The sequence below is a fragment of the Fusibacter fontis genome (assembly GCF_055378735.1).
The window spans coordinates 2,770,459-2,796,405 of sequence record NZ_AP042445.1; the positions used below are offsets into that span (position 1 = coordinate 2,770,459).

Here is a 25,947-nt window from a genome sequence, read left to right on the forward strand (position 1 = left end):
CCTAAAACGCCTCGAATGTGTGAATGATTTATGAATAATATATAACAAGAGGTTAACTTTTGCAATAAACCCTTGCTAGACGGTACATTTACGGTATAATTAAGGTGATTTTCCTTATTAAACTTTACTTTTTCCGCCAAATACGTTAATATAAATAGGTTAATGAGGTTAGAAAATTGCATATGTTAATTTATGAGAATTTAATTTTAAAATGGCGTAATTGAGTGATTATGAATTTAAAAATACATGATTTTCGCAATTAAAAAAGGTAAATATGCAATTTCCACAGGTAATATTTAAGGCTCGCAAAAGAGAGCAATATTAAGTATATAATGATCGGGAGGCTATTAAAATGAGCTATGAAATTTTGAAAAAAGAAAACAGTGAAGTAACGATTAAAGCGGTTGTTCCAGCTGAAGAATTCGATAAAGCCGTACTTGCTGCTTACAACAAAAACAAAGGTAAATTCTCAGTACCAGGCTTTAGAAAAGGAAAAGTACCAAAAACAATCATCGAAAAACAATACGGCGAAGGCGTTTTCTATGAAGATGCTGTCAACGAACTTTTACAAGTTCACTATGAAAAAGCACTTGATGAACTTAAAATTGAGCCAGTTGCACGTCCTGATGTAGATGTCCTTGAAGTAGGCGCGAAACAAGATTTAGTGTTTACTGCAGTGATTACAGTTGCACCTGAGTTTACACTTGAAGGTTACAAAGGCATTGAAGTTGAAACAGTAAGTGCAGAAGTAACAGATGAGATGATTCTTGCTGAAATCGAAAAAACAAGAACCATGAACGCGCGTTTAGTTTCTGTAACAGATAGAGCAGTTCAAGAAGGCGATACTTGTATCATCGATTACAAAGGATTTGTTGGCGAAGAGCAATTCGAAGGCGGCACAGCGGATAATCAAGAACTCGTAATCGGTTCTGGTCGTTTTATTCCGGGATTTGAAGAGCAATTAATCGGCGCAAATACTGGTGATGATGTAGAAGTGAAAGTAACTTTCCCTGAAACATACCATGCAAAAGAATTAGCTGGACAAGATGCTATTTTTAAAGTAAAAGTAAACGAAATTAAATTCAAAGAGTTACCAGCTCTTGATGATGAGTTTGCAAAAGATGTATCAGAATTTGATACTTTAGAAGCTTACAAAAATAGCTTAAAAGAAGAATTAAAAGTATCTGCAGCTGAAAGTGCAAATGCTGCTCAAAGAGATAAAGTCATCGATAAAGTAACAGAACTTTTAACAGTCGAAATCCCTGCTAAAATGGTAGATGCTGAAATCGATGGCATGATCCGTGAATTTGACCAACAATTGAGATACCAAGGATTAAGCTTTGATCAATACATGCAGTTTACAGGTAGCACAATTGAGTCGATGAAAGATCAAATGAGAAACGATGCACTTGCACGCGTTAAAACAGGTTTAGTGATTGAAAAAGTTATGAACCAAGAAAATATCGAAGTGACAGATGCAGATGTTGAAGCAGAACTCGTTAAAATTGCTGAAATGCAAAAACGTCAATTAGAAGATGTTAAGAAGATATTTGAAAGAGACAACTACGACTACCTTAAATCTAACCTTAAAACACGTAAAACGGTAGATTTCTTAGTGGATAACGCTAAGTTGGTATAATTTTAGTAACACGGAGGTGCAAAATGGCAAACTATATCCCTTATGTCATAGAACAGACAAGCAAAGGTGAACGTTCATACGATATTTATTCAAGACTTTTAAAAGATCGAATTATCTTTATTAGTGGAGAAATCGATGATATCACGGCAAATTTAGTCGTTGCACAGCTTTTATTTTTAGAAGCTGAAAATCCAGATAAAGATATCAATATCTATATTAATAGTCCTGGAGGCTCTATCACTGCTGGGATGGCCATTTTTGACACGATGGAATACATCAAACCAGACGTATCCACTATTTGTGTAGGTATGGCGGCAAGTATGGGTGCATTCTTGTTAGCAGCTGGTGCAAAAGGAAAGCGATTTGCTTTGCCAAATGCAGAAGTGATGATTCATCAGCCATTAGGTGGTGCAAGAGGACAAGCGTCAGACATCAAAATTCAGGCAGATCGCATCTTAAAAATGCGTCAAGATTTGAACAGAATTTTAAGTGAGAAGACGGGAAAACCTTACGAACAGATAGAAAAAGATACCGATAGAGATTACTTTATGACGGCACAAGAAGCAGCAGAGTATGGACTTATCGACAAAGTCTTTGATAAACGTTAAGCGTTTGTATGAGAGAAATGAGGTAATGAATGGATAAACCAACTTTAAAGTGCTCCTTTTGCGGAAAAACTCAAGAGCAAGTCAAGCGTCTCATAGCTGGACCTAATGTCTATATCTGTGATGAATGTATTGAGCTTTGCAATGAAATTCTTGAGGAAGAGCTTTCAGTCTTTAAGAAGGATGAAGGCGATGATTGGGTACTTGAATCGCTCCCAAAACCGTCTGAGATTAAGGAAATTTTAGATAGCTATGTGATTGGACAAGACAAAGCGAAGAAAACTCTCGCGGTTGCCATGTACAATCACTATAAAAGAATACAGCATGTAACGGGTGATGACGAAGTAGAACTTCAAAAAAGTAACATCCTTCTCATTGGACCTACGGGTTCTGGAAAGACGTTACTCGCACAAACACTTGCTAAGATATTAGACGTTCCATTTGCAATTGCAGATGCAACGGCTTTAACTGAAGCAGGTTATGTAGGCGAAGATGTAGAAAATATCATCTTAAAACTCGTGCAAGCAGCAGATTATGATATAGAACGTGCTCAAAAGGGTATCATCTATATTGATGAAATTGATAAGATTACGAGAAAGTCTGAAAATCCTTCTATTACAAGAGATGTCTCTGGTGAAGGGGTACAGCAGGCACTTCTTAAAATCATTGAAGGAACTGTTGCGAATGTACCGCCACAAGGTGGCAGAAAGCATCCACACCAAGAATTCCTACAAGTGGACACCACGAATATCCTATTTATTTGTGGGGGCGCATTTGATGGCATGGAATCCATCATCAATTCTAGAATTGGCGAGAAGGCACTTGGTTTTGGAGCGGCAGTTCAAAGCAAAAAGAATATTTCATTAGGGGAACTTTTCGATAAGATTGAACCTAAAGACCTTTTAAAATACGGATTGATCCCTGAGTTTGTCGGTCGTGTTCCAATTGTTGTATCGCTTCATGAACTTGATCAAGACGCGCTTGTGCGTATTTTGAAAGAACCTAAAAACGCCATTATTAAGCAGTACCAAAAGATGCTGAAAATGGATGACGTGGAACTTGAGTTTGAAGACGACGCGCTTGTTGAAGTCGCGCAAATGGCAATTGAAAGAAAGACTGGTGCTCGTGGTTTGAGATCCATTCTTGAAAGCATGATGATGGAGATAATGTTTGAAATCCCTTCTAGGGAAGACATTAAAAAGTGTATTGTCACAAAAGAGACAATTCGCAACCATCAATTGCCTACCCTCGTCCTTGATTCTAAAAAAGAATCCGCAAAAAAGGAACTAAAAAAGGGTAAAGAAAGTGTTTCCTAAAACGAGCGAGAGCTCGTTTTTTGCTATACGTGCACAATACAATTTTACAGTATTTGAGTGTATGAAATCGTAATCAAATCTATAAAAGAGGTGAGAATAGTGGAAAGTAATAATAGTATCATTAATATTCCTTTGATTCCATTGCGAGGATTATCGATTTTTCCCAATATGGTCCTTCACTTTGATGTGGGTAGAAAAAAATCGATTAAAGCGTTAGAAGCAGCAATGGCAAAAGACCAACGCATATTTTTAACAACACAATTTGACATTGACAACGATTCTCCTGAGTCGACTGATTTTTATAAAATTGGAACTATTTGTAAAATTAAGCAGATGCTTAAATTACCGGGTGATGCCATCCGAGTTCTCGTTGAGGGTATTCAAAGAGCTCAAGTGAACACCATTTTAGAAGAAAATCCGTACTTCATGGTAGAAATTACGGCGTATGAAGATTCAACAGAAATCGATAAAGAGACGCGCGCGCTGATGAGAAGCTGTATCACGGCATTTGAACGTTATATTGCAACAAGTAATCGTACGAGCGCTGAAATCGTCTTATCCGTATCTGTGATCGATGAACCGGGAAGACTAGCAGATACAATTGCTGCGCAGTTGACACTGAAAACGGATCAAAAACAAGAGCTCATCAATGCAATTGATGTTAAGGCGAGACTTGAAAGTTTGTTTAAACTTTTACTCAGTGAAATTGAAATCATTGAAGTTGAAAAAAATATCAACGATAAAGTGAAGAGCCAAATTAGCAAATCTCAAAAAGAATATTATCTGAGAGAGCAAATTAAAGCGATTCGCGACGAACTTGGAGAAGAAGAAGCGCAAGAAGATGAAATTGAAGAAATGCGCACAAAACTTAAAAAGCTTAAATTATCTAAGAAAATTGACAAAAAAGTATCGGCTGAAATTGACAGGTATTCAAGATTGTCTCCATCTTCAGCTGAAAGTGGAGTCATCAGAAGCTATGTCAACTGGATTTTAGATTTGCCTTGGAAAAAAGAGACAAAAGACGAAATCGATTTGACAAAGGCGCAAGCTGTGCTAGATGAAGATCACTTTGGACTTGAGTCCGTTAAAGAACGCGTGGTGGAGTACCTCGCAGTACGTGATTTAACTCAAAGTATGAAAGGACCAATCATTTGTTTAGTAGGACCTCCAGGGGTTGGTAAGACATCGATCGCAAAATCCATTGCGCGTTCACTCAATCGTGAATTTGTAAGAATGTCTTTAGGTGGTGTACGTGACGAAGCTGAAATTAGAGGACATAGAAGAACGTACATCGGCGCAATACCAGGTCGTATCATTAACGGCATCAAAGAAGCAGGCACTAAAAATCCTGTGTTCTTATTTGATGAAATCGACAAGTTATCTAGCGATTTTAGAGGCGATCCAGCTTCTGCACTTTTAGAAGTGTTGGACCCAGAACAAAATAAAGAGTTTACTGACCATTACTTGGAAGTGCCATTTGATTTATCAAAAGTGATGTTTTTAACTACGGCGAATTCCCTTTCGACGATTCCAAGACCTTTGTTAGATCGTATGGAAGTGATTCAAGTTTCTGGTTATACAGAGTTTGAAAAACTCAATATTGCAAAAAAATATTTAGTACCAAAGAAAATGGAAGAACACGGATTATCCAAATCCCATCTTTCCATTTCAGATGATGGACTCAATGAAATCATCCGACAATATACGAGAGAATCTGGCGTTCGTGAACTTGAACGTAAAATCGCAGATGTTTGCCGTAAAGCAGCCGTTCGAGTGGTTAAAGGTGACGTTAAATCCGTTCGAATTACAGATAAAAATCTCGATAAATATCTAGGTAAACCGAAATATCACTATGATTTAGTGGCAGAACAAAATCAAGTGGGGATTGTCACAGGTCTTGCATGGACGGCTGTTGGCGGCGATACGCTATCTATTGAAGTGAACACCATGAAGGGAAAGGGAAAACTTCAATTGACGGGACAACTTGGAGATGTTATGAAAGAATCTGCACAAGCAGGCTTATCCTACATCCGTACGGTTGCATCTCACTATGACATTGATGAAAATTTCCATGAGAATTTGGATCTTCATGTTCATATTCCAGAGGGTGCTATTCCTAAAGATGGTCCTTCGGCTGGGATTACCATGGCAACGGCGATGATTTCGGCACTTTCAGGTATCCCAGTAAATCGATTTGTCGCGATGACAGGCGAAATTACGTTAAGAGGAAGGGTGCTTCCAATTGGCGGATTTAAAGAAAAATCTTTAGCGGCAAGACGTGCAGGAATCAAAAAAATCATTTTCCCATTTGATAATTTGAAAGATTTAGAGGATATTCCTGAGGCCATCAAAAAAGAAATTGAATTTGTGCCAGTGAAAACTATGGATGAAGTATTGGTTCATGCATTGGTAAGAGAGGGAACACTCAATGAAAATTAAGAATAGCCAGTTTGTCATCAGCGCAGTGGCGAAGTCGCAATATCCTGAAGATGCACTCCCTGAGTTCGCCTTTGCAGGGCGATCCAATGTGGGAAAATCATCTTTGATTAACATGTTGCTCAATCGTAGAGGACTTGCGAAAACAAGTTCGACTCCAGGAAAGACGCAGCTCGTTAACTTTTATGACATCGATGGACTCTTTCGTTTCGTCGATTTGCCGGGATATGGTTTTGCAAAAGTATCCAAAGATCAGAAAGCTGGTTGGGGTAAAATTATTGAAACCTATCTCAATACGCGAGAAAACCTCGTGGAAGTTTTTCAGCTCATTGATATTCGTCATAAACCGTCCGGTGAGGATAAGGAGATGTACGAGTGGATTATCCGAGCGGGCTTTAACGGCATCGTCATTGCCACAAAAGCGGATAAACTGAGTAAGAATCAAGTAGCAGCACAACTTAAAATGATTCGAAAAGAATTAAATATGGATAAGGATGCAGTGATTATCCCTGTATCCGCACAGACACGTGATGGAAAATACGATGTTTGGGACGCCATGAATGAATTGTTTGAAGCCAATGAAATTGACATCCATATGGAACGTCAAGTTGATTCTGGTGAAAGAGCTTAATTGGGTTATAATATAGAAAAATAAGTTATTTAAAACAAAACTAGGAGGTTTTTATGAATCCACAAGTGAAAATCAATGTAAAAGACTATGGCACAATGATCGCTGAGTTATATCCTGAAATCGCACCGACAAGTGTGAATAACTTCTTAACATTGGCATCTGAAGGTTATTACAATGGCCTTATTTTCCATAGAGTGATTAAAGGTTTTATGATCCAAGGCGGCTGTCCAAATGGTACTGTGTTAGGTTAAATAGTCCTCCATTCTGAATGTAAGTAAAATAAAGGCTTTCAGTTGTTGTTGACATTGTGGATTTGTCAAAAACTCTCCTGTTTTATTATGTTGTTTCAACTTTTGGATTTAAAAAAATCAACTTACACATTTTTCCAAATTAACCAGAACAAAAAGAGGTGCATTATAGCACCTCTTTAAATTTTTCTAGTTTTAGTTTTTGTCGGTCTAGGTATTCTTGAATCTGTTGTTGTATAGTTTTACCTGTTATTGTTCCCATTTCTATAATTAACCCATCTTCTTCAGCAACTTTACCTGACCATTTATTCTTGTTCTTAAATGATTCTAAATAAGGTGTATCTTTAAAATCATTATCATCATTAGTTAAGTCAATATCATAATCATTTGAGTTGTTATCAACTACATTACCAAGTGGTGTAAAACCTAAATCATCCTCAGATGCAAGTTGATTTTTATATATTATATGAAGTTTAGGTTTACTATATCTGTTAGGTTTTAAATAATTATTATCTGGATATACAACAATACGCGCAATTTTTTGGAATATTTCCCATTGGGTGTAGTTTGTTTTTAGTTGGGTAAATTCTTTTAATAAATCTTCAATTAATTGGAGTTTTTTACTGATAATATTAATTGATGTATTTGGTGTGCGCTGTAATTGTGTTAATTCTACCTTTAAATTTCTTATATCCTTATTTAGCAAATCTATAGCATTTTCTAAATATAGGTTATCTCCACCGAGTTTACCATATAAATTTATTTTTTCATTAATTTCTGATTCTTTAGCATTAAGTTCATTTTTTAAACTAGTAATTTTATCAATGTCTTTATTATCATCTATTAAATTGCTAAATTCTACACCTATTTTACTTACACATAGTTGGACATTATAAATGAATTCAGATTTGATTAATGCAGCATAACCACCATTACACATTTCTTCTATCATTTCATCTAGTTGTTCATCCATCACATTGTGATTATTACATTTTGCAGACGATTGGTCTTTTTTTACTTTACAGACATAGTAACCAACCATATTGCTATCTCTTAGGTCTAATTCGGTTTTGATATTGTTATTTTTTATAAAAGTATCAAAATCATTAGTTTTAGTTTTTTTTAATTCCTTTATGATTTTATCTAGTCTATTTTTATCAGAAGGCGATAATTCATTGATGTTGTCTGAGTTTTTTAGTAAAACTAATTTTAAAATTTTATCATTTTGATAGAATATAGAATCTTTTGGGATTGCTAATTCTTCATTTTTTACCAATTCATTTACTGCATTATCAACTTTTTTAACTAATTGAAGTATTTTTTTATTCCTAATGGTTTTATTATGTTTGTATTTGCTACCACATAAACCACAATATACTAATCCGCCATATCTTGTTGATTGGTTTGTACTCTCAATTCTATTAATTGCACTTTCTTTATTTAATCTCTTTTCAGCACAAGCATCCCAGAGTTCCGGAGTTACAATTGCAGGAATACCCTCATGAGGGTAACATTCATATTTATCTCTGATTTTACTACTATTTCGACCAGGATTATCTATTCGACTAGCATCATATTTACCACCATTAAAATACCCTTTATATTTTTCATTACCCATTATTTTTTGAACAGTGCCTTGATTCCATGGTTTTCCTAATAAGGTAGGATAACCTCTTTTATTTAGTTCAATAGCGATTGTTTTAAATCCAAGTGGTTGAGATAATAAATTACCATTTTCATCTATTATCCCATTCAAATACCATTCATAAATTAATCTAACAGCTTCAGCTTCATTCTCAATGATTTCATATTTCTCTACGGTTTTTTTGTTTAAAACAGGCTTTGCACCATAATATCTAACATTTGTTAACATTCCAGATTGATGTTTCTCAATAAAACCTGATTTAACAGATTCGGATAAAGATTTTGAAAAAACAGTATCTGTATATAATGCTGCTAAAAAATGCTTCCAATCTGAATCAACTAAACTGTTGAGTCCATTCGATGTGACTTTAACACCTACATTTTTTTCTTTAAGAAGTGTTAGAATAGTAGCGCCATCATAAGACCTTGCAAATCTGCTTGTGCTTTTTACATATATAAAGTTATATTTGGGTTTTTTACTATTTATTGCAACAGTAAGGGTACCTTTATTTTTGGTGGGTTCTTGATTTAACTCCCTCAATTTATCTTCTTTACTATGCGCTTCTGATGTTTCTAAACCGCATTGTTCTAACATATTTTTAAATGCCAATCGGTTTTCTAGTTTTATAGCAGCTGATAGACCCTCATCACAGTACATATCATATTCATCTACACCTAGTAATCTGTCAAATAATTTCTTTTGATTTACTAAAGACTCTTTTTGATTTTCATGTTCTGTTGATACACGAATATAGACTGCAATTTTTTTGTTGTTAATAATTTTATATGATTTTTTACTGTCTTTACTAATATACTGAATTTTGCTCATATTAACCTCAAACATAATGTATTATTGCCATTATACCACAGGTATAAATTGGTTTTAAGAAAATTTCGGGACACGATACAAACGATAAAAAAGGCGGTATAATGTATGTAGAGGGGGTGTTAATTTGGATAAGTTAGATAAAAGATTGGTAGTTCAAGCACCTAAGTTTATATCAGAATATGATTTATTTCTATTGGCAAGGGATAAGCTGAGAGAAAACAACAGAGAATTGTTGATATCGCAAATGGAGTTTCTATTTAATAACAAAGCCAGCGGTTATAAATACAGTGCAATAATGGCTTTTGTGGATGTTGAGTATGTATAGCACCAAACCTAATAAATACTTAGGTTTGGTGTTTTTAGATTTAAAATACAACATACAATTTTTAAAACTGAACATACAATTTTCAGTATAAATGTGTTGAAAGGTGTTATTTTTCAATTTCAATATAGAAATAACATACAGTTTTCAAAACCGAACATACAATTTTTTGTGTTATTTATTGACATATATTGAAAAATTCATTTAAACTGATTAAATGTAGTGTTTTCAATACTTACAGTAATTTGAGTGTTGTAATATAATATAAAATAAATAGAATTTGTCATTAAGTTTAAAATATTAAGAAATCTTAATATTTAGTTCTTGAAAATTATTTTACTTAGGTATCATATAGGTTTTATTCAAATTATGGACAAAAATGAAAAAGTACATTTTTTGAAATGGACATAAATAGAAACACATTAGACTAATATTAAAAGAGAGATGATGATAATGGAAGATAAAGAAAAAAAGCGATGATGAAGTTGAGAGAAAGGAGAAGGCGATGAAGTTGATAAAAGATAGAGAAAATAGGGATTTAAGGGGCATATTAGGTTCATTAGGAGATATAGACAAGATAGGTAAGATAGGAAGTTGTGAGGTAATGTGGTTAACTGGTTAAGTAGTTGTGATGTTTGTGTATCTGTAATCAGCCTATATGTTTATAAGGGTAGAATACAAAAGGGTTTTAAATGTTTGGGTCAAATAAGATAATACATAATTAAGAGGGGTTTTAAGGGTTTAGGGGTTTTGAGTAATAGAGCAAATAAATCAATATTGTGCCTAAAGGCACAAATCCACCTATTACTATAACATCATCAATCTACCTATTAAAAACTAAGCGCATTTTGCTTAGTTTTTTCAATATCTCAACTACCTGATTCCCGCGATTTTATTCTAAAATCGCTTTCTCTACTACCCGACCCGAGCGAGAGAGAAGAAAGAGCGGTTAGCAAGTATTAAGAGCGGTTAGATAGATAAGTAAGTTCAGAGCGGTTAGATAAATTTAAGTAGTAATAAGTATAGCGGTTAAAGTAAGTAATAACAATGTTTGTAAGGGTATTAAGAGAAAGAAAGTATAAGGGGGTATTATAAATAAGAAAATATGAGGGGTATTAATCATCCTCTAGGTTCTGTGCCAAATTGTGCAGTAAAAGTCGTGTAGAGCGAAGCGGTTATCAAAGGCAGTAAAGGTAATAGATATAAGAAAGTTAAAGTAAGCGAAGCGGTAGTAATAAGCAAAAAAAAGTAATGAAGTAGGAACAAGCGAAGCGGTTAAATGGAAGAACTGAATAATTTGGTTTATATGTTTATAAGGGTATAAAAGCACCTAATTGCACAGTATTAGCCTATAAGTAATTGTTGTAAATAGTGTATTAAGGCAGTGATTGGTGAGGTTTTGAACCGATAGGTTCAGTTCCACCAGCATCTTCATTGAAATCTTCCTAGTAATATTCAACCACCTTAAACTTCCTATTTATCTAATTTCAAATTACTTTAACTGCTCACCGACTACCTAATACTTCTCTTTATTTTCAACTACTTCTTCCCGATTACCAATACTCTAAGTGCTCCCCGATAAATCATAATGGAGAAATACCGCCGTATGTTTTTAGGCGGTATTTCGGTAATAAGAGAGTAAGGAGAGTAAGGAGAGTAAGGAGTGTAAAGGCAGTAAAGGTAGAAAAAGTAGTTAAGTCGAAGCAGAGTAAAGGATTTAACTATTATGATAGTAAGGGTATTATTTGAAAGGGTTTTAGCATCTTAGACTATTAAGGGTAATGATGTGCAATATAGTGCGGTTTAGATTTAAGTAGAGATATAAAGCTAAGATTTAAAGAAGTAGTATTAAGTGGAGTTAAAAGCATACAGGGTAAATAATGATAAAGGGGTTCTAGTAATAGAGCAAAAACAGCACAATATAGCACCACCTTAACATTTAAACCAAATAGACAAGGTAGAGCATTTTACTCTACCTTGTCTACTTTTAAAATAATGCTGCCCGGTTGTTCGGTTAGAATAGTAAAGCAAGTAAAGTGTATTGAAAAGTGGTTAAGTAATTGAGATTGAGTGTAGTCATTAGATATGGGTATTAGAGAGTGCGGTTATTATTGAATAAAAAGCAATAAAGGGTAAAAAGACAGGAACTGGTGAGTTTTGAGCCTTTAGGCTCAGTTCCACCAAATAAATCAAGTGCACTTTAAAGGCTCAAATTTGGGTTTTAAGCGGTATATATATATCAGCTATAAATTGGTTACCTAATAAGTTAGTAATTGATAAATGGGTTCTGAGAGGGTAAAAATATATCTTAAAATCACCTTGTACCTATTTGAATAATGAATGAATAATAGAAACAATGTATCAAATTTTAGTTCTGGTTATACATTAAATTTTTAAGTATACTTAGACCATAAAGTATTATTAGAAAACCAGAGGAGGCAATATGAGTTTAAATAGGGGTTCTGAATGGAATAGATGGGATTTACATATACATACACCAAAATCAATAGTGAATAATTATGATGGAGATAATCCTGAGGGTTGGGAGAAGTTCATTTGTTCGCTAGAGAGTTTACCAGAGGATGTAAGAGTACTAGGTATAAATGATTATTATTTTACAGATGGTTATGAAAAAGTAATGGAATATAAGTTTAAAGGGCGACTTAAAAACATTGAAAAGATTTTCTTAATATTAGAGTTTAGGGTAGATACATTTGCTACTGCAAGCCAACATGATATTCAGAAAGTAAATCTTCATATTCTGTTTGATATCGATGAAACAGATTATGGTAATGAAATTCAATTGGTAAAAGACCAATTTATTAATAATGTTAAATTGAGTTCTTTAGATGAACATAATACAGTTCCTCTTAGCAAAGATAATATGGCTAAATATTCTACTGATAATTCAATAGCAAAAGGTTTTAAAGAGTTTATACCATCAACTAAAAAAGTATTTGAGTTGTTAAAAACTAATACTTGGAAAGATAAAACTTTCATAATGTTAGGGTATAAAGAGTGGTCCAATATGGAAGTTGGTACTCAAATTAAGCATTATAAGAGAGAACTTTTTGATAAAGCAGATGCTTTTTTCACTGCAGCTCCTAGCTTAGAAAAAGCATTAGAAAAAAAGGCAAAAACAGAAATGTTTGGTGATAAGCCAATAATACATTCAATGGATATTCATGATTTTCAGTCATTTAAAGCTGATAAATATGACTGTTACACTTGGATTAAAGCAGATTTTAGTTTTAATGGTTTAATGCAGATAAAGTATGAACCCTTGGATAGAATTCAACTAAAATCGCACAATCCAAAGTTTTCAGAGAGTAAAACTAATATAATTTCATCAATTTGCTTTAAGAATGCGAATCAGTGGTTTAGTAATGAGTTAATTAATTTAAATAGGGGGTTAGTAGCAATAATCGGTGAGAAAGGCTCTGGTAAAACAGCTTTATTAGATATGATAGCTCTATCAAGTGAAGAAGGTATTTTCGAAGCTGATGTTAAAAACCCTAGTTCATTTTATTTTAGAGTTAAAAAAGATGGTAAACTTGGTAATTTGGAGTCAGAGATTACATTTGAGGGGTTAGAAAGTTATTCAACAACAATTAGCACTCTTAGTGTTTCAAATAGTTCAATTCCTAGTGCAAAAGTGCGATACTTGTCTTTGAAAGAGTTAGAGAATTACTCTTCAGAAAAAGAACAACTTCAGAGTTTTATAAGAGAAATAATCAATTCAAATGATACATCAATAAAAGAATTTTATAGACAATATGAAGACATTGATAAGGAAATTGGAATTATCAATAAAACTGTTGAAGAAAATAGCAGTAAACTAATTGTAAAGGCTGAAAAGCATAGAGCTTTAAAATCAAAGGAAAGTGAACTAAAAGGACATATTTTGGATGAGCCAAAACATTCATCTGGATTTGATGAGGATAAAAATAATAAATTCAGGGAGTTGCTGACAAAAGAGTCTAACTTAAAGAAAGTAGAAACTGAAATACAGCAACAATTAGTAGAGCTTGAATCATTCATTAATTGGGTGGAAGAAAAAATTAAATCCACACAGAAAAAATTACAAGAAGAAGTTCAAAATAGGGCTAATGATTATGAATGGATTAGCGAATTAGTTCAAGATGTGGTAAAGCCTGTGGTCACATTGAATGGGTTAGATGAATTGCAAAGGGCATATGATAAATCCAAATCTAAGATAACAGAAATACAAAGTGAATTACAAACTATTTTGCTTGAATTAGAACCATTAAAGAAGGAAAACTCAAATTTTGAGGATGAGCAAAAAATAATAACCAATTGGTTAAATAAAAGGAATGAGCTGAGTAGAGAGTTTGCTAGTTTGCATTCAGAGTACAATAGAATGGCTCATTATGAAACTAGTTTAGAATTAGGAAAAGATGATAGGAGAAGCAAGTATTTAGGTTTACTAAAAATGAAGCTGTTGCAGAGAGATAAGTATGTTGAATTAAAAAAAGTAGTAGAAGAGGGTGTTATAGGTTTTGATGTAAGTATTTCATTTAATTTAGAAAAACTTAAAATAAAAGAAGACCAAATAATAAACCATGGTTCTGGTTATAGTTCTGAAAATATAATGAAGGCGCTTGGGGGTATTTACAAAGAAATCACAGATAATCTTCAAAATATCTCTAATAATGAAACATTAGATAGTGTATTATTTAAGTTAACAGAATCATTATTTGAAGTGGATAACCTTGAACAATTTATATTAAAACACTTTGGTAAAGATTCAGAGTCTAAGTTATTAAAGCAGAGTTACACAATCTCGGATTTTTATGACTTTCTGTTTGATGATTATTATTCAGTTAATTATGACATTAAGTATAATAATAAAGCATTGTCTTTGTTGTCGCCTGGTCAAAAGGGTTTAGTTTTAATGAAGTTATTTTTGAAATTAGATAAAAGCAGCAAACCTATTATTATTGACCAACCCGAAGATAACTTGGATAATAAATCGGTTTATAATGACTTGAAGGATGATATAAGGGATGTAAAGAAAAGAAGGCAAATAATAATAGCTACACACAATCCTAACTTAGTTGTAAATACAGATGCAGAGCAGATAATTGTTGCTAGGTTTGAGGATGTTGAGGATGATAAAGGAGTTAGAATAACATATAAGTCAGGTGGTCTTGAAGATAAAGAAATTAGGAATGCGGTATGCGATATACTAGAGGGTGGAAAAGAAGCATTTCAAAAGAGAGAAGAAAGATATCATCTTAGAGAGTAGTTTTGATTCAAAGAATTTGAGCATTGTTTGGGTATTTTTGTGCCTAAAGGCACAGTATCCCCCGTGTAAACATAATTGGAGAGCAGGTGAATCACCTGCTCTCTTTCTTTACATTGACATTATACCTCTAGAGGTATAATATAAAGAAGAATAATTCAATGAATGCTGATAACAAATTAAACTAAGGAGTAAAAATTTATGATAATTGAAGTATTAGCAAGAAACACATTTGATAAGAAGAATCAGGATTTTAGTGAGTGTGAAAATGATTGGAAAACAGACAGTTTATATACATTAGGGTTTGTAGAAAAAATGATGGAAAGTACTAAAATGACTTTAGCAATGACCAGACCTGAGCTTGACACTAGCGAGTTTGAATGGAGTAATGTATACTCTCGGTTATTAGATGGTAAAGTAGTTGAAGATATTATGGTGTTTTATAGGGTTAAGACTGAGGAACAGAAATGCCCTTTGTGTGGTAGTAGTATAAAAGAGGGTTTAGCAGCAATCTCTCGCAGAGATAATAAAACCGAAATCTGTAATGATTGTGGTGTAGTTGAGGGTTTAAATGATTATGTAGGGTTAAGATAATAGAGGGTATCACTAATGAAAAAACTAATAATGTATCAAAAGGCAATCGCTTATTTAGAAGATGAAATGATGTATGAGTTCGATAAAAACTGTGGTGTAGTTAATTTTGCAGCTTGGGTTAGACAAAAGGCAAAAGAAGATTTTGATTTAGAAATAACTTCAGCAGATGATATAGAAAAATTAAGTGCGGTTTGTCAATCAAATTGGTATAAAGACAAATCGGAGTGGTTGCGAAATAAAATCCGTGAGGAAATAAAAGGCAATTTAAAACAAAAAATAGAAACTGTAATAGTAGAAAAATACCATATTATTAAGGACACAAGCAATGAGTTGTTGATTTTGGTAGATAAAGATAAGTTGATTAAGAATTATTATTTGTTATTAGATTCAGTATTAAAAAGCGGTGATGATATATTGGAGTTAAGAAGTAGATTAGAAGAAGAATCAAGCAATTTTGGGTATGATTTAAAAGACAGTATAGAAGATGGTAATAGTATTGAGGGGTAGAGATTAATCAAAATCTTTACCTTTTTTTATTTGGTTACCTGTTCATTAGAAAAGTAAAAAACACAGTATTAGACTAGATATTAAAGCGGTACAAATATGAACTAGGACAAAAAAAGAATACATAAAACATAAATGAGGAACACTTATAAATATATTAATTATAAAAGCCAAGAGAGGGGTGTAGCAGTGAAAAGTTATGTATTTGAAGTGGGTTATTATTTAAGGGTTTTCAGAATTGAGAATGATGAGGTAGTAGAAAAGAAAAATATAGAAACAGAGGGGTTGAATTTATCAAATCCCCAGCTTCTTTATATTCATTATGGCGATAATATAGATGCTAAGGTATCTGAAGTATTGAAGTCCTATAATGGTAGTACAGAAGCGAAAGCGCAGTTGAGAAAATTAATATATTTAATGTTAGGGGTAGAGAGAAATGAAACTAAAACAGTTGAATAAGAAGAATATAGATAATGAATTATTGGAGTTTCGGAGTGGTTTGCAAGATAATCTTCGCTACATCTTAGAGAGTGTAGAATTATCAATGGGTGTAGATAGTAATTGGGTTTTAACAGTTAATAATTATAATTCACAGAGCAAAAACCTCGATGTTTTTTCAGAGGATGAAGTAGATTTTGAAGAAAGAGAAATAGAAATAGTGAGAATTGTGTTGATTGAGGACAACAGAATTACATTTAATCTCGACAAACTAGATGTATCAATAATAAGGGACTATAAAAACACTTTTAGTTTTGAGGGTAAATCCCATAATGATTATGACCAATGGGTAAATCAGGTTTTAGATGACCTAGAGGGTATATTAGCAGGCACTCCTGATAGTATAGATTTGTGTACTATGGATATCTCGATGCTGTTGGAACTGGTATTAGAGGGTAATGAGTATAAACATATGCGGTATGGAATAGAAGAGGGAATGGTAACAGTGTTAGATGGTTTAGAGAGGGTTGATTGTTTTGCAAATAATGGAGAGTTAGGATGTTGGTTTAGTTTAGATTTATATGCAGTAATGAAAGATTTAGAAGAAAAAAATGAAGCTTTGCTTCTAAATGGATTTGATTTTGATAGGGTTGTAGAGAAATCAAAATTAGAGCGGTATATTAGTTTTAATCCTTTTGTTTTAAGGGTTGAATTAAATCCAAAAGATATAAGATTCTATTTAGAAGATAAATTATATGTTTCATTACCTTACTACAAAAGAGTTAAATGTATAGAAGAAATAACTTTTGTAATGAAAAATGAAGATACGCAGGGAGTGTTAATACTAGGGTATTTAGATGATTTTGTAGAACAGATACTGAAAAAACTTAAGATTAGTGTTAAGAATCAAAATGATGTGAAAAGAGATATTTATAATCAAATAATAGCGATACTGAATGGTAGGGTATACAAACAAATGTATCAGTGGGATAATGACCGGTTGCGAATTAGGTAGTATAATTTTTCAGGTGTTTTTGCTACTTAATTAAATTACCAGATTAGATTTAGGTAGTTGAATAATTAGATAAAGATTAGACTTAAAAATTCATATTGAGTTAGGTTAATAGTCAAGTGGTTAAAGGGTTTTATGTTATTTGATTTGTAAATGGATGAAACATAGTAAAAATATAGTATTGTGAGGTTTAGATTATGGGTAGTAAAAAAATAAAATATTATGTTAATTATGGTACAGGCGCAGGAAATTTTAGTATGTTTTCAGATGACATCCAAGAAGTAATGGATGCAGCAGTAGAAAATATTGCATATACTGGTTCAGGTGTTTATGTATATGATTGTGATTATGATTGTGAAGATAGACCAGTTGCAGTATTGCCTTGGTATGGTTGTCCATATGATGGACCTGAAGATGAAGAAAATGAAGAGGTTTTTATCGAGTTCGGTGATTTCGGTTATTATGGGCATTGGCAATATGAATAAGAGGTGTGGAGTATGAGAAAATCAATAGCGATAATATTGGCGATAATGCTAATGACAGCGCCTACATTTGCAGATTTGGGTTATTATACAGTAGATATGGTAAACCAAACTGAGGCGGTTATCAGTGGTTATACAGGCGGTAGTGATGTAGTAATCCCAAGTACAGTTGATGGTGTCAAAGTAAGGGGTATAGGAAATGAAGTTTTTCAAGCATATGGTATAACTAGTTTAACAATTGAAAATGGTGTAAAAGTCATTGGTGTTAGTGCATATAAAGAAAACAAGGGTATAACAACATTAGAGTTACCCGATAGCATTTTATTAGTACACAAATATGGATTTGCAGATTGTGGTATAACAATATTGAATTTGGGTAGTGGTGTAAAGACCTTATGGGATGGTTCATTTGCGGGTAATAATATAACTGAGTTAACAACACCGAGTAGTTTATTTGCAATATATGGAGATGCATTTAGAAACAATCAAATAAAGACATTGGTATTAAATGAGGGTCTGAAATCAATCGGTGAAAGTGCATTTGAGAAAAATAATATTGAGGTAGTAAAAATACCTAGTTCGGTTACAAGTATTGGAAAAGGTGCATTTAGAGGTAATAAACTTAAAGAGGTACATTTGGGTAGTAATGTAAAGGTTGGTGACAATGCCTTTGGTAATACAGGAACACAAACAAAAATAACTTATTTAGTTATAGGTAGTAATGTAGAATTAGGTAATAATGTGGTCAACGGTGATAACGCATTTAAAGCAGTATATGATAAATATGGCGCAGGGACTTATAGATATGTATCAAATAAATGGATAAAAATCTAGAAAATGAAAAAATGACCCTACTTAGTGTAGAGTCATTTTTTTGTTTTAAACCTATATAATAACTAATTTTTATAAATAGTATGGACAGATAGAATCAAAGATATTCAACAAAACAATAGAAAAGACAGTTTTAATGGACAGAAATAAATATATTATGTAAGACCACTCAAGGTCAATAATGGATAAGGTATAGAGAGAGGTATTGGTTATGAAAAGAAAAAAAATAGTAGAAGCTAAAGTAGAACCAAAGCAAGAACTGAAAAAGAGGGGTAGAAAACCAAAAGAGCAGTATAAGTTTAAATATTTCACTGTTTATAAAGATATAAATGAGCTTAAAAAATGTGAAGATGTTAATTTAATTGGTTTTATAAAAAAATTGACAGAAGGAGAGTCTAATATTGCAATTTTTGATTATGAATTTGATAGTGAATTTGATTTAGAATTTGATATTCATTTGTCTGAAATTGAAGATGAATTAATTGAATTAGAAAATAAAAAATGTGAAATAATTATTTTTGGAGATATTGCAATATTACAGGGATGGGGAAAAACATTATATTTAAATACGACAGATGGAATAAAACATTTAAATTTTGACAATAAATTTGACAATAAAATTTATAATTTGATGTTACTTCAATTTATTGCTGATTTATATAGTTTTAAATCGGTAAACATTATAACATCAAATAATGGACAAAATATATCTATTGTTCAAAGTTCTAGAGCTGGCTATGATTTGGATGGTAAAGTTCTTTATTTAGACGGAAAACTGTGGGAATCAGCACAATCTTTTGGATGGGCATCAGCACAATCTTTTGATAACGAATATACATGGATGTCTTTTGATATTAATGAACAGGGGAATGGTTTTTATTACAATATAAATGAAAACATTAAGGAATTTGATTTACATTGTCAGTATTTGATTAATAGAGCTAATAATGTTGAATTAGATTTAGCAGATAGTTATAAGTTATCTCAAAGTTATTTCAATGAAAGAGGTAATTTATATTATTATATTAAAAACAATCCTGAAAAATACAGTAATGAACAAAAGTTATATTTAATGACTAGAAAAGTTATAAATTTATATTCTAGATTAGGTTATAATGATGGATTCACTGTTTATGAAATAGTAGCAGAGTTTGAGTTGAAATAAGAGCAAATGACCCTAAAAAGGGTCATTTTTTTTTACCAAAATTTAAAACAAAAATTGGACATAAATTAAATGTACATACCCATAAAAACAATTGAAATGTCTAAAATACCCTACAGTTATTTTTATATTAATAGAGATAGTGATAGTGAGAATTTCATGGAGGTATAGAAAATGAGTATAAAGTTAGAGTTTAAAAGGGTTTTAGCGATATTTTTATCATTAGTGATGATATCCGGTGTAATGCCAATATCACCCGTGTATGCTGATACAGTGTTAGATTATGTAGATATGGGAACTGGTTATTATGTATCGGGTATATTATCTGGTGGTATAGGAGTAATTGATATTCCACTAGATTATAGTGGTAAACCAGTAATAGGTGTAGCGGATAATGCTTTTACAAATAATAAAAGTATTATAGGGGTTAATTTTAATGGTAATCCAAATTTAGAGTATATAGGTTATAGAGCATTTGCATTTACAGGGTTACAAGGGGTAATTGATATTCCTGCAACAAATGGAACATTAAACATCGGTGAGCAAGCTTTTACAGGTGGAGATTTTGATGGTAGCACAATAACAGGTAAAGGTTTGATAACAGGGGTAAATTTCAACAACAATGTAAATCAGATTAATTTTGGACCTAACTCATTCAGGAATAATAGCATTACAGGCGAGTTTGTTAGTAAATCAAATTATAACTACATTTCAACTGGTGGTGGTATATATGGTGCATTTCGCGAAAATAATATAACTAGATTAGTTGTAGAGGGTAGTATGACAGTAATCTGGGATATGTTCAGAGATAATCCATATACAGAGGTAGTTTTACCTGAGGGTGTAGAAACAATAAAAGATGGAGCTTTTGCTGGTGCTGAGTTAAACACATTAGTATTACCATCAACAGTAAAAGTAATTGAGGGTAATAATTTCAGTGGTTTTGAAATTCCAACATTACCACCATATGTATCATATAAATTTAGTGGAACAACATTATCAGGACAGGGTAGCAAAATAGTATTACCAATAGCTTTAACAGATTTAGATATGTCAAGTTTCAATGTGGTTAAAAGAATTGAGTTTACTAATTCAACAACAAATATAACAGGAGATGCAAATCTTTTATCTTTATATCAATCAAATGGTATAGGCACATATACAAAAACAGATAGAGGTTGGATATTTGGAGATTTAGACCCTGTAAGTATTGATTTAACAAGTACTTTACCATTAAATTATACAAACTTGGGTATGTTAAATGACTATGAAATATATGTGGATGTAACTTATAATGATGCGGTAACAAAACAATACAGACCACATTTAGCAGAAACAATAGATTTATGGGTAGATAAAGCGAAAATTTCAGATATTAGTGTTAGATTTGAGAGAACAAAAGACTTAGATGGCGCAGTAGCACCTAGTGGGTATGATAAGTATGAGTTTGTGGAATTAAAAGATAAATCAACAAATACAGTATTATCAAGGATTTATGAGGATTTTGGTACATCTACAACAGCTAAAACAGATTATCAATTTAATATAACTGATACCACTAAAAACTATATTTTGAATGTATCAGTAAAAACACCAATAAAATTAACTATCGCGGTTGAAGAGAATGGTATTGATAGAACAGTGGATTTTAAAGGTGTTAATGGTAATGATGTTTTAGGTACAGCAAAATATTATTTTACATTAACTGATAGTATAGACCCTGCATCAACATTTGATAACAGATTAAATGGAGTTGATTATTACTATATGAATGGTGCGGTTAAAACTAATAATAATCGCGGTGTAAGGGATTTATATTTAAATGAAGTAAAAGCATTAACAGGTCAAAATATTAGTATTTTGAGTAGCAGATATATGGGTTTATCAAAAGATGCTTATTATGGAAAATGGGTAGTTGAAGCAGATGTGTTTGGTGAAGGGGTTAAGAAATATTTAGTTGATTTTAAACTAAATGGTCTAAGCCTTAATACAAATGTATTTAATCAAATCGCTTTAGGTGTAAGTGTAACAGGTTATAATAACTTACTAAAAATTAATGTTGGGGATTTAGCCACAGATAGTGTATTAACAGTTAGTTATACAGATTATGTAGCACCAGACCCAGCAAATGGGGCTCAATTAGTATATAGATTAGCAGGTTATGATGATGCATTAATGCCAATAGAAACTACAAAATATTTATATACAGACAGCATACCAATAAAAAATATAAGCGAAGAATTAAAAACAACATTACAAGTTAGTGGAAAATACCTTAGATATTGGATTAGTGATAATACAGGTACTTGGTTATATCCAAATCAAACTTATATGGGAGAGTTTGTTTTAACTGATATCAACAGTTTATCAGTAAATATGGATGGGGTATTAGGAGATATAGCAGATTTACCAATTCAATATAATGGTAATGGTAATACTGGTGGGGTAGCACCAATAGAAACAAAAACAGGTATTTTTGATTATGTAGCAATTAAAGATAGGGGTACATTAGTAAAAGAGGGTTATGTGTTTAAAAACTGGAACTCAGCAGCTAATGGTAGCGGTACAGTATATGCACCAGGAGTATTTGGAGCAGGTGTGGTGTGGGATAGTGGAGAATGGAAATATGAGATAAACACATTGACAACAAGACATGGGAATCCTGCAATATTATATGCACAGTGGACACCATTAATCCAATTTGATGGTAATGGAAGCACAAGTGGTACTGCACCAGGTAGTATAACACAGCACAATTCGACAGCTTGGGTTACAGTACCTAACCAAAATGATTTAGTAAAAGAAGGTTTTAACTTCTTGGGTTGGTCTAAAAATCCTGCTGATACATCAGCAATCTTTTTAGCTGGTAATCAATATTGGGCATCTAATTTATATGGAACATTGTATGCAATATGGGAGGCACAATTACCAATGCAAATAATCCAGTTTGATGGTAATGGTAACACAGGGGGTACAGCTCCATCTGATATCAATGAAAGCAATCCAATAGCATTGGTTACAGTACCAAATCAAAATGATTTAGTGAGAGATGGTTTTAACTTTTTGGGTTGGTCTAAAAATCCTGCTGATACATTAGCAACATTTATAGCAGGAAACCAATATCAAGCATCAGCATTGTATGGGACATTATATGCAATATGGGAAACACCACAACAAATCCAATTAGTTTATGACCCAATGACAACAGAGGGAATAATAGATTGGGGTAATGGAACAGGCACACACACTTACACAGAGCTAAACTTCACAAATGTTCAAATAATGCAACCTTGGGGTTGCAGCGGTTACACATTAGTCGGTTTTGACTCAGATTATGAGGATGGTAATTTTGATGGTAGTGTAGATTATGCGGTTAATGATTTTAAAGATTTTATATGGGGTGATGTTGTAAACCTAAATGCAATATGGGTAGAGCAACCAACAACAGTTAATTACAATATCCAGTTCCAAAATCTAGATGGAACAATGGCAATGGCCCCAAATAACTTTTGGATGTTGTATAATCCAATGCATTTTATGTCATTGAGGGATAGTTATACAGCAGTAGATTTTGATTTAGCAGGTGGAACTCAAAAAACTTACACTATAAAAAATGACCCTAATTTACCAGTAGATGTACAAACATTGTTAGATAATGAGGGTTGGGTGTTAGAAGGTGTACACAAAATGATTATGCCAGCACCAATACCACCTGCACCAATGACAGAGTTAATAGGAACACCGACATTAACATTAACAAAAGGTCAAAATTTGAATCTTAATTTTGTTTATAAACAGGGTATAGTACCACCACCAACAACATATTTAGTTAAATTTTTTGATTGGGATTTAACTTTTTTGAAAACAGAAATAGTAAATGAGGGTGGTAATGCAATTCCACCCAAAGACCCAATAAGAGCAGGATATATTTTTAGCGGTTGGTTAGGTAGTTATACCAATGTAATGTCAGACACAATTATTACAGCATCTTATACAGCAATACCAACATATACTGTAAGTTTTGATAAGGGTGTATATCCTGATGCAATAACACTACCTGCTAGTTTCAGTGGCACTATGGATGAACTAAAAGCAGGGGTTTTAGGATTACCTAGCGGTTATCAGGTAGAGGCAGGTGGTAATAAATATACTTTCACAGGTTATCAGTCAATCAATCATGGATTGTTAGCAGGTACAGAGCCATTATTCACAATCAAAGGTGATGAAATATTGGTAGCACAATGGACAGTTGAAGCAATACCACCATTAGACCCAACAAAAAGTTATCTGATTTACAGAGTAATAGGTGGTCCAACACCGGGTGAGATAGTTGCAAATAGAGTAGAATACACATTTACAGATTCATTTTATTTAGAAGATGTGAATTTTGACAATTTAGGTAGCACACCAGGAACATCACCGGTCATCACAAATATACCGGGTTATTCACTCAGATATTGGTTAAATAGGGGTATTGAGTTAGGTAATACAGGTGTAGTGCAAATCCAAATTGATTTAGGTACTTCTGAGGAATTAATAGCAGAATACACACCACTACCAAACTATTCAATTGTATATAATAAAGGCTTAACCACAGCAAACCCAGTATTACCAAACAGTGTAACAACATATGAGGGTAATACAGTAATAGTCGGAAATGTCGATTTAGCGCACGTCAGCAAGTTGGTCCATTGGATGGACCAGGATGGTAATGTTTATAGTAGTGGTGATAGTATTGTTTTAACTAAAAACCTTACATTAACAGCGATTTGGAATTACAATGTAAGTTTTAATAAGGGTTTAAATCCTAATATTGTTACTTTACCAAGTAATTTCAGTGGTTTGCAAAATGAAGTAAAAGTAAATGTTTTAACTATCCCAACTTATGATGAGATATTAAATAATAAGAAATATACTTTTACAGGTTGGTTAAGTGTTTTAAAGGGTTTAATAGATAAAACTATAACTGATTATGTTGTAGCAGGTGATGACACATTAACAGCACAGTGGCAGGTAGAGGATTTAACACCACCAACAACTGAGGCACCAACACAACCAGCGCCACAACCAACTGAACCAGTAGCGCCACAACCAACAGAACCAGTAGCACCACAACCAACTGAACCAGTAGCACCACAACCAACAGAACCTGCACCATTACCAACAGAGCCAGTAACAGAGCCAGTAACTGAGCCTGTAACTCAACCAACAACAGAAAAACCAACTGAACCGACTACAGAGCCAACAACAGAAAAGGTAACAGAACCTACTACAGAACCTGTTACAGAGCCTAAAACTGAATCAACAACAGAACAAAATGTTGTAATAGTGGATAAAATAGAAAAACCTGTGGTAGAGCAAAAGGTAGAGGTTAAGAGAGGGAATATAAATGGACAAGTTTTGGGTAGGGATGGTAAACCATTAAAAGGGGTAAAGTTTGAGCTTAATCCAGGATTAATAGTAGATTATTCAGATGTTAATGGTTATTATAAATTTGTCAATTTAGAACTAAGAAAATATGAAATATCAATGAAAAATCCTATTACTGATGAGTTGTTAGGTACAATAAAAGTACAAGTTAAATCTGAGGGTAGAGAATCGGAGTTTAGTTTGTCAGAAGCTATAATCACAGAAAATATTGAGTTAGATGAAGATAATCTAGAGGGTATTGTAGATATTCAGTTATTGGTTGAAGCAACATGGTTAGAAGATACAAACGGAGAAATAGGTTTAGAAGAGCCAACAGAAGAATCTTCAGAGCCAACAACTGAAAAATCAGAACCACAAGATACACAGGTAGTTAAAAAATCAGTTATCACAACAAAAACCATAATACTGTTTTCTATAATATTTTTAATACTTCTGTTATTGCTAGTATTAGCTCTGGTAATGGCAGCAAAGAAAACTATGGAAAAGAAAGCAGAAGTTGAAGAAGAAGTTGAGGATACAGAGTTAGAAGATTTAGAGCAGTTATTATAAAGAAAAAAT

At 32.8% G+C, this 25,947-nt stretch carries 16 protein-coding genes and 1 pseudogene; 16 read left to right on the forward strand and 1 reads right to left on the reverse strand.

What is annotated here, in order from left to right:
- Nucleotides 1–352 precede the first annotated feature (352 nt).
- The 6 genes and pseudogenes from tig to ACZ41W_RS12410 form a co-directional block, all read left to right on the forward strand.
- Nucleotides 353–1,639 (forward strand): trigger factor, encoded by a 1,287-nt coding sequence (gene tig / locus ACZ41W_RS12385; RefSeq protein WP_464312292.1) that lies wholly within the window; start codon nucleotides 353–355, stop codon nucleotides 1,637–1,639.
- A gap of 23 nt (nucleotides 1,640–1,662) precedes the next feature.
- The gene (clpP, locus tag ACZ41W_RS12390; protein ID WP_464312293.1) at nucleotides 1,663–2,247 is read left to right on the forward strand and encodes an ATP-dependent Clp endopeptidase proteolytic subunit ClpP; all 585 of its coding nucleotides are present in this window, start codon (nucleotides 1,663–1,665) and stop codon (nucleotides 2,245–2,247) included.
- Between the two features lie 29 nt (nucleotides 2,248–2,276).
- The gene (gene clpX / locus ACZ41W_RS12395) at nucleotides 2,277–3,560 is read left to right on the forward strand and encodes an ATP-dependent Clp protease ATP-binding subunit ClpX (protein ID WP_464312294.1); all 1,284 of its coding nucleotides are present in this window, start codon (nucleotides 2,277–2,279) and stop codon (nucleotides 3,558–3,560) included.
- 99 nt (nucleotides 3,561–3,659) lie between these two features.
- The gene (gene lon, locus ACZ41W_RS12400) at nucleotides 3,660–5,999 is read left to right on the forward strand and encodes an endopeptidase La (protein WP_464312295.1); all 2,340 of its coding nucleotides are present in this window, start codon (nucleotides 3,660–3,662) and stop codon (nucleotides 5,997–5,999) included.
- The gene (gene yihA / locus ACZ41W_RS12405) at nucleotides 5,989–6,627 is read left to right on the forward strand and encodes a ribosome biogenesis GTP-binding protein YihA/YsxC (protein ID WP_464312296.1); all 639 of its coding nucleotides are present in this window, start codon (nucleotides 5,989–5,991) and stop codon (nucleotides 6,625–6,627) included. The genes lon and yihA overlap by 11 nt, the downstream gene beginning before the upstream one ends.
- Nucleotides 6,628–6,680: 53 nt before the next feature.
- Nucleotides 6,681–6,875 (forward strand): annotated as a pseudogene (locus ACZ41W_RS12410) (peptidylprolyl isomerase); the annotation flags it as partial.
- A 166-nt stretch (nucleotides 6,876–7,041) separates the two neighbouring features.
- On the opposite strand, the gene ACZ41W_RS12415 reads toward ACZ41W_RS12410, so the two are convergent.
- Nucleotides 7,042–9,348, reverse strand: coding sequence for a recombinase family protein (locus ACZ41W_RS12415; RefSeq protein ID WP_464312297.1), 2,307 nt, complete (start codon nucleotides 9,346–9,348; stop codon nucleotides 7,042–7,044).
- Nucleotides 9,349–9,472: 124 nt separating this feature from the next.
- Here ACZ41W_RS12415 and ACZ41W_RS12420 point away from each other — a divergent pair, with 124 nt between their 5' ends.
- The 10 genes from ACZ41W_RS12420 to ACZ41W_RS12465 all read left to right on the forward strand — a co-directional run bounded on the left by ACZ41W_RS12420 (nucleotide 9,473) and on the right by ACZ41W_RS12465 (nucleotide 25,938).
- Complete coding sequence (locus ACZ41W_RS12420) at nucleotides 9,473–9,673, forward strand: hypothetical protein (RefSeq protein ID WP_464312298.1); 201 nt, start codon at nucleotides 9,473–9,475, stop codon at nucleotides 9,671–9,673.
- A 2,440-nt stretch (nucleotides 9,674–12,113) separates the two neighbouring features.
- Nucleotides 12,114–14,939 carry a TrlF family AAA-like ATPase gene (locus ACZ41W_RS12425; protein ID WP_464312299.1) on the forward strand — a complete coding sequence of 942 codons (2,826 nt, stop codon included), beginning with the start codon at nucleotides 12,114–12,116 and terminating at the stop codon, nucleotides 14,937–14,939.
- A 198-nt stretch (nucleotides 14,940–15,137) separates the two neighbouring features.
- Nucleotides 15,138–15,530, forward strand: a complete 393-nt coding sequence (locus tag ACZ41W_RS12430) for a hypothetical protein (protein WP_464312300.1) — start codon at nucleotides 15,138–15,140, stop codon at nucleotides 15,528–15,530.
- A gap of 15 nt (nucleotides 15,531–15,545) precedes the next feature.
- Nucleotides 15,546–16,037, forward strand: a complete 492-nt coding sequence (locus ACZ41W_RS12435; RefSeq protein ID WP_464312301.1) for a hypothetical protein — start codon at nucleotides 15,546–15,548, stop codon at nucleotides 16,035–16,037.
- A gap of 186 nt (nucleotides 16,038–16,223) precedes the next feature.
- The gene (locus ACZ41W_RS12440) at nucleotides 16,224–16,493 is read left to right on the forward strand and encodes a hypothetical protein (RefSeq protein WP_464312302.1); all 270 of its coding nucleotides are present in this window, start codon (nucleotides 16,224–16,226) and stop codon (nucleotides 16,491–16,493) included.
- Complete coding sequence (locus ACZ41W_RS12445) at nucleotides 16,471–17,487, forward strand: hypothetical protein (RefSeq protein ID WP_464312303.1); 1,017 nt, start codon at nucleotides 16,471–16,473, stop codon at nucleotides 17,485–17,487. Before ACZ41W_RS12440 ends, ACZ41W_RS12445 begins: the two co-directional genes overlap by 23 nt.
- 194 nt (nucleotides 17,488–17,681) lie before the next feature.
- The gene (locus tag ACZ41W_RS12450) at nucleotides 17,682–17,969 is read left to right on the forward strand and encodes a hypothetical protein (RefSeq protein WP_464312304.1); all 288 of its coding nucleotides are present in this window, start codon (nucleotides 17,682–17,684) and stop codon (nucleotides 17,967–17,969) included.
- Nucleotides 17,970–17,981: 12 nt separating this feature from the next.
- Complete coding sequence (locus ACZ41W_RS12455) at nucleotides 17,982–18,800, forward strand: leucine-rich repeat domain-containing protein (protein ID WP_464312305.1); 819 nt, start codon at nucleotides 17,982–17,984, stop codon at nucleotides 18,798–18,800.
- A 208-nt stretch (nucleotides 18,801–19,008) separates the two neighbouring features.
- Nucleotides 19,009–19,962, forward strand: a complete 954-nt coding sequence (locus tag ACZ41W_RS12460; RefSeq protein ID WP_464312306.1) for a hypothetical protein — start codon at nucleotides 19,009–19,011, stop codon at nucleotides 19,960–19,962.
- Between the two features lie 171 nt (nucleotides 19,963–20,133).
- On the forward strand, nucleotides 20,134–25,938 hold the full coding sequence (locus ACZ41W_RS12465; RefSeq protein WP_464312307.1) for an InlB B-repeat-containing protein: 5,805 nt from the start codon (nucleotides 20,134–20,136) through the stop codon (nucleotides 25,936–25,938).
- Nucleotides 25,939–25,947: the final 9 nt, after the last annotated feature.

Coding starts and splice junctions, on each gene's coding strand:
- tig (WP_464312292.1), top strand. CDS start 353: ATGAGCTATGAAATTTTGAAAAAAGAAAACAGTGAAGTAACGATTAAA.
- clpP (WP_464312293.1), top strand. CDS start 1,663: ATGGCAAACTATATCCCTTATGTCATAGAACAGACAAGCAAAGGTGAA.
- clpX (WP_464312294.1), top strand. CDS start 2,277: ATGGATAAACCAACTTTAAAGTGCTCCTTTTGCGGAAAAACTCAAGAG.
- yihA (WP_464312296.1), top strand. CDS start 5,989: ATGAAAATTAAGAATAGCCAGTTTGTCATCAGCGCAGTGGCGAAGTCG.
- ACZ41W_RS12415 (WP_464312297.1), bottom strand. CDS start 9,348: ATGAGCAAAATTCAGTATATTAGTAAAGACAGTAAAAAATCATATAAA.
- ACZ41W_RS12425 (WP_464312299.1), top strand. CDS start 12,114: ATGAGTTTAAATAGGGGTTCTGAATGGAATAGATGGGATTTACATATA.
- ACZ41W_RS12430 (WP_464312300.1), top strand. CDS start 15,138: ATGATAATTGAAGTATTAGCAAGAAACACATTTGATAAGAAGAATCAG.
- ACZ41W_RS12435 (WP_464312301.1), top strand. CDS start 15,546: ATGAAAAAACTAATAATGTATCAAAAGGCAATCGCTTATTTAGAAGAT.
- ACZ41W_RS12445 (WP_464312303.1), top strand. CDS start 16,471: ATGAAACTAAAACAGTTGAATAAGAAGAATATAGATAATGAATTATTG.
- ACZ41W_RS12450 (WP_464312304.1), top strand. CDS start 17,682: ATGGGTAGTAAAAAAATAAAATATTATGTTAATTATGGTACAGGCGCA.
- ACZ41W_RS12455 (WP_464312305.1), top strand. CDS start 17,982: ATGAGAAAATCAATAGCGATAATATTGGCGATAATGCTAATGACAGCG.
- ACZ41W_RS12460 (WP_464312306.1), top strand. CDS start 19,009: ATGAAAAGAAAAAAAATAGTAGAAGCTAAAGTAGAACCAAAGCAAGAA.
- ACZ41W_RS12465 (WP_464312307.1), top strand. CDS start 20,134: ATGAGTATAAAGTTAGAGTTTAAAAGGGTTTTAGCGATATTTTTATCA.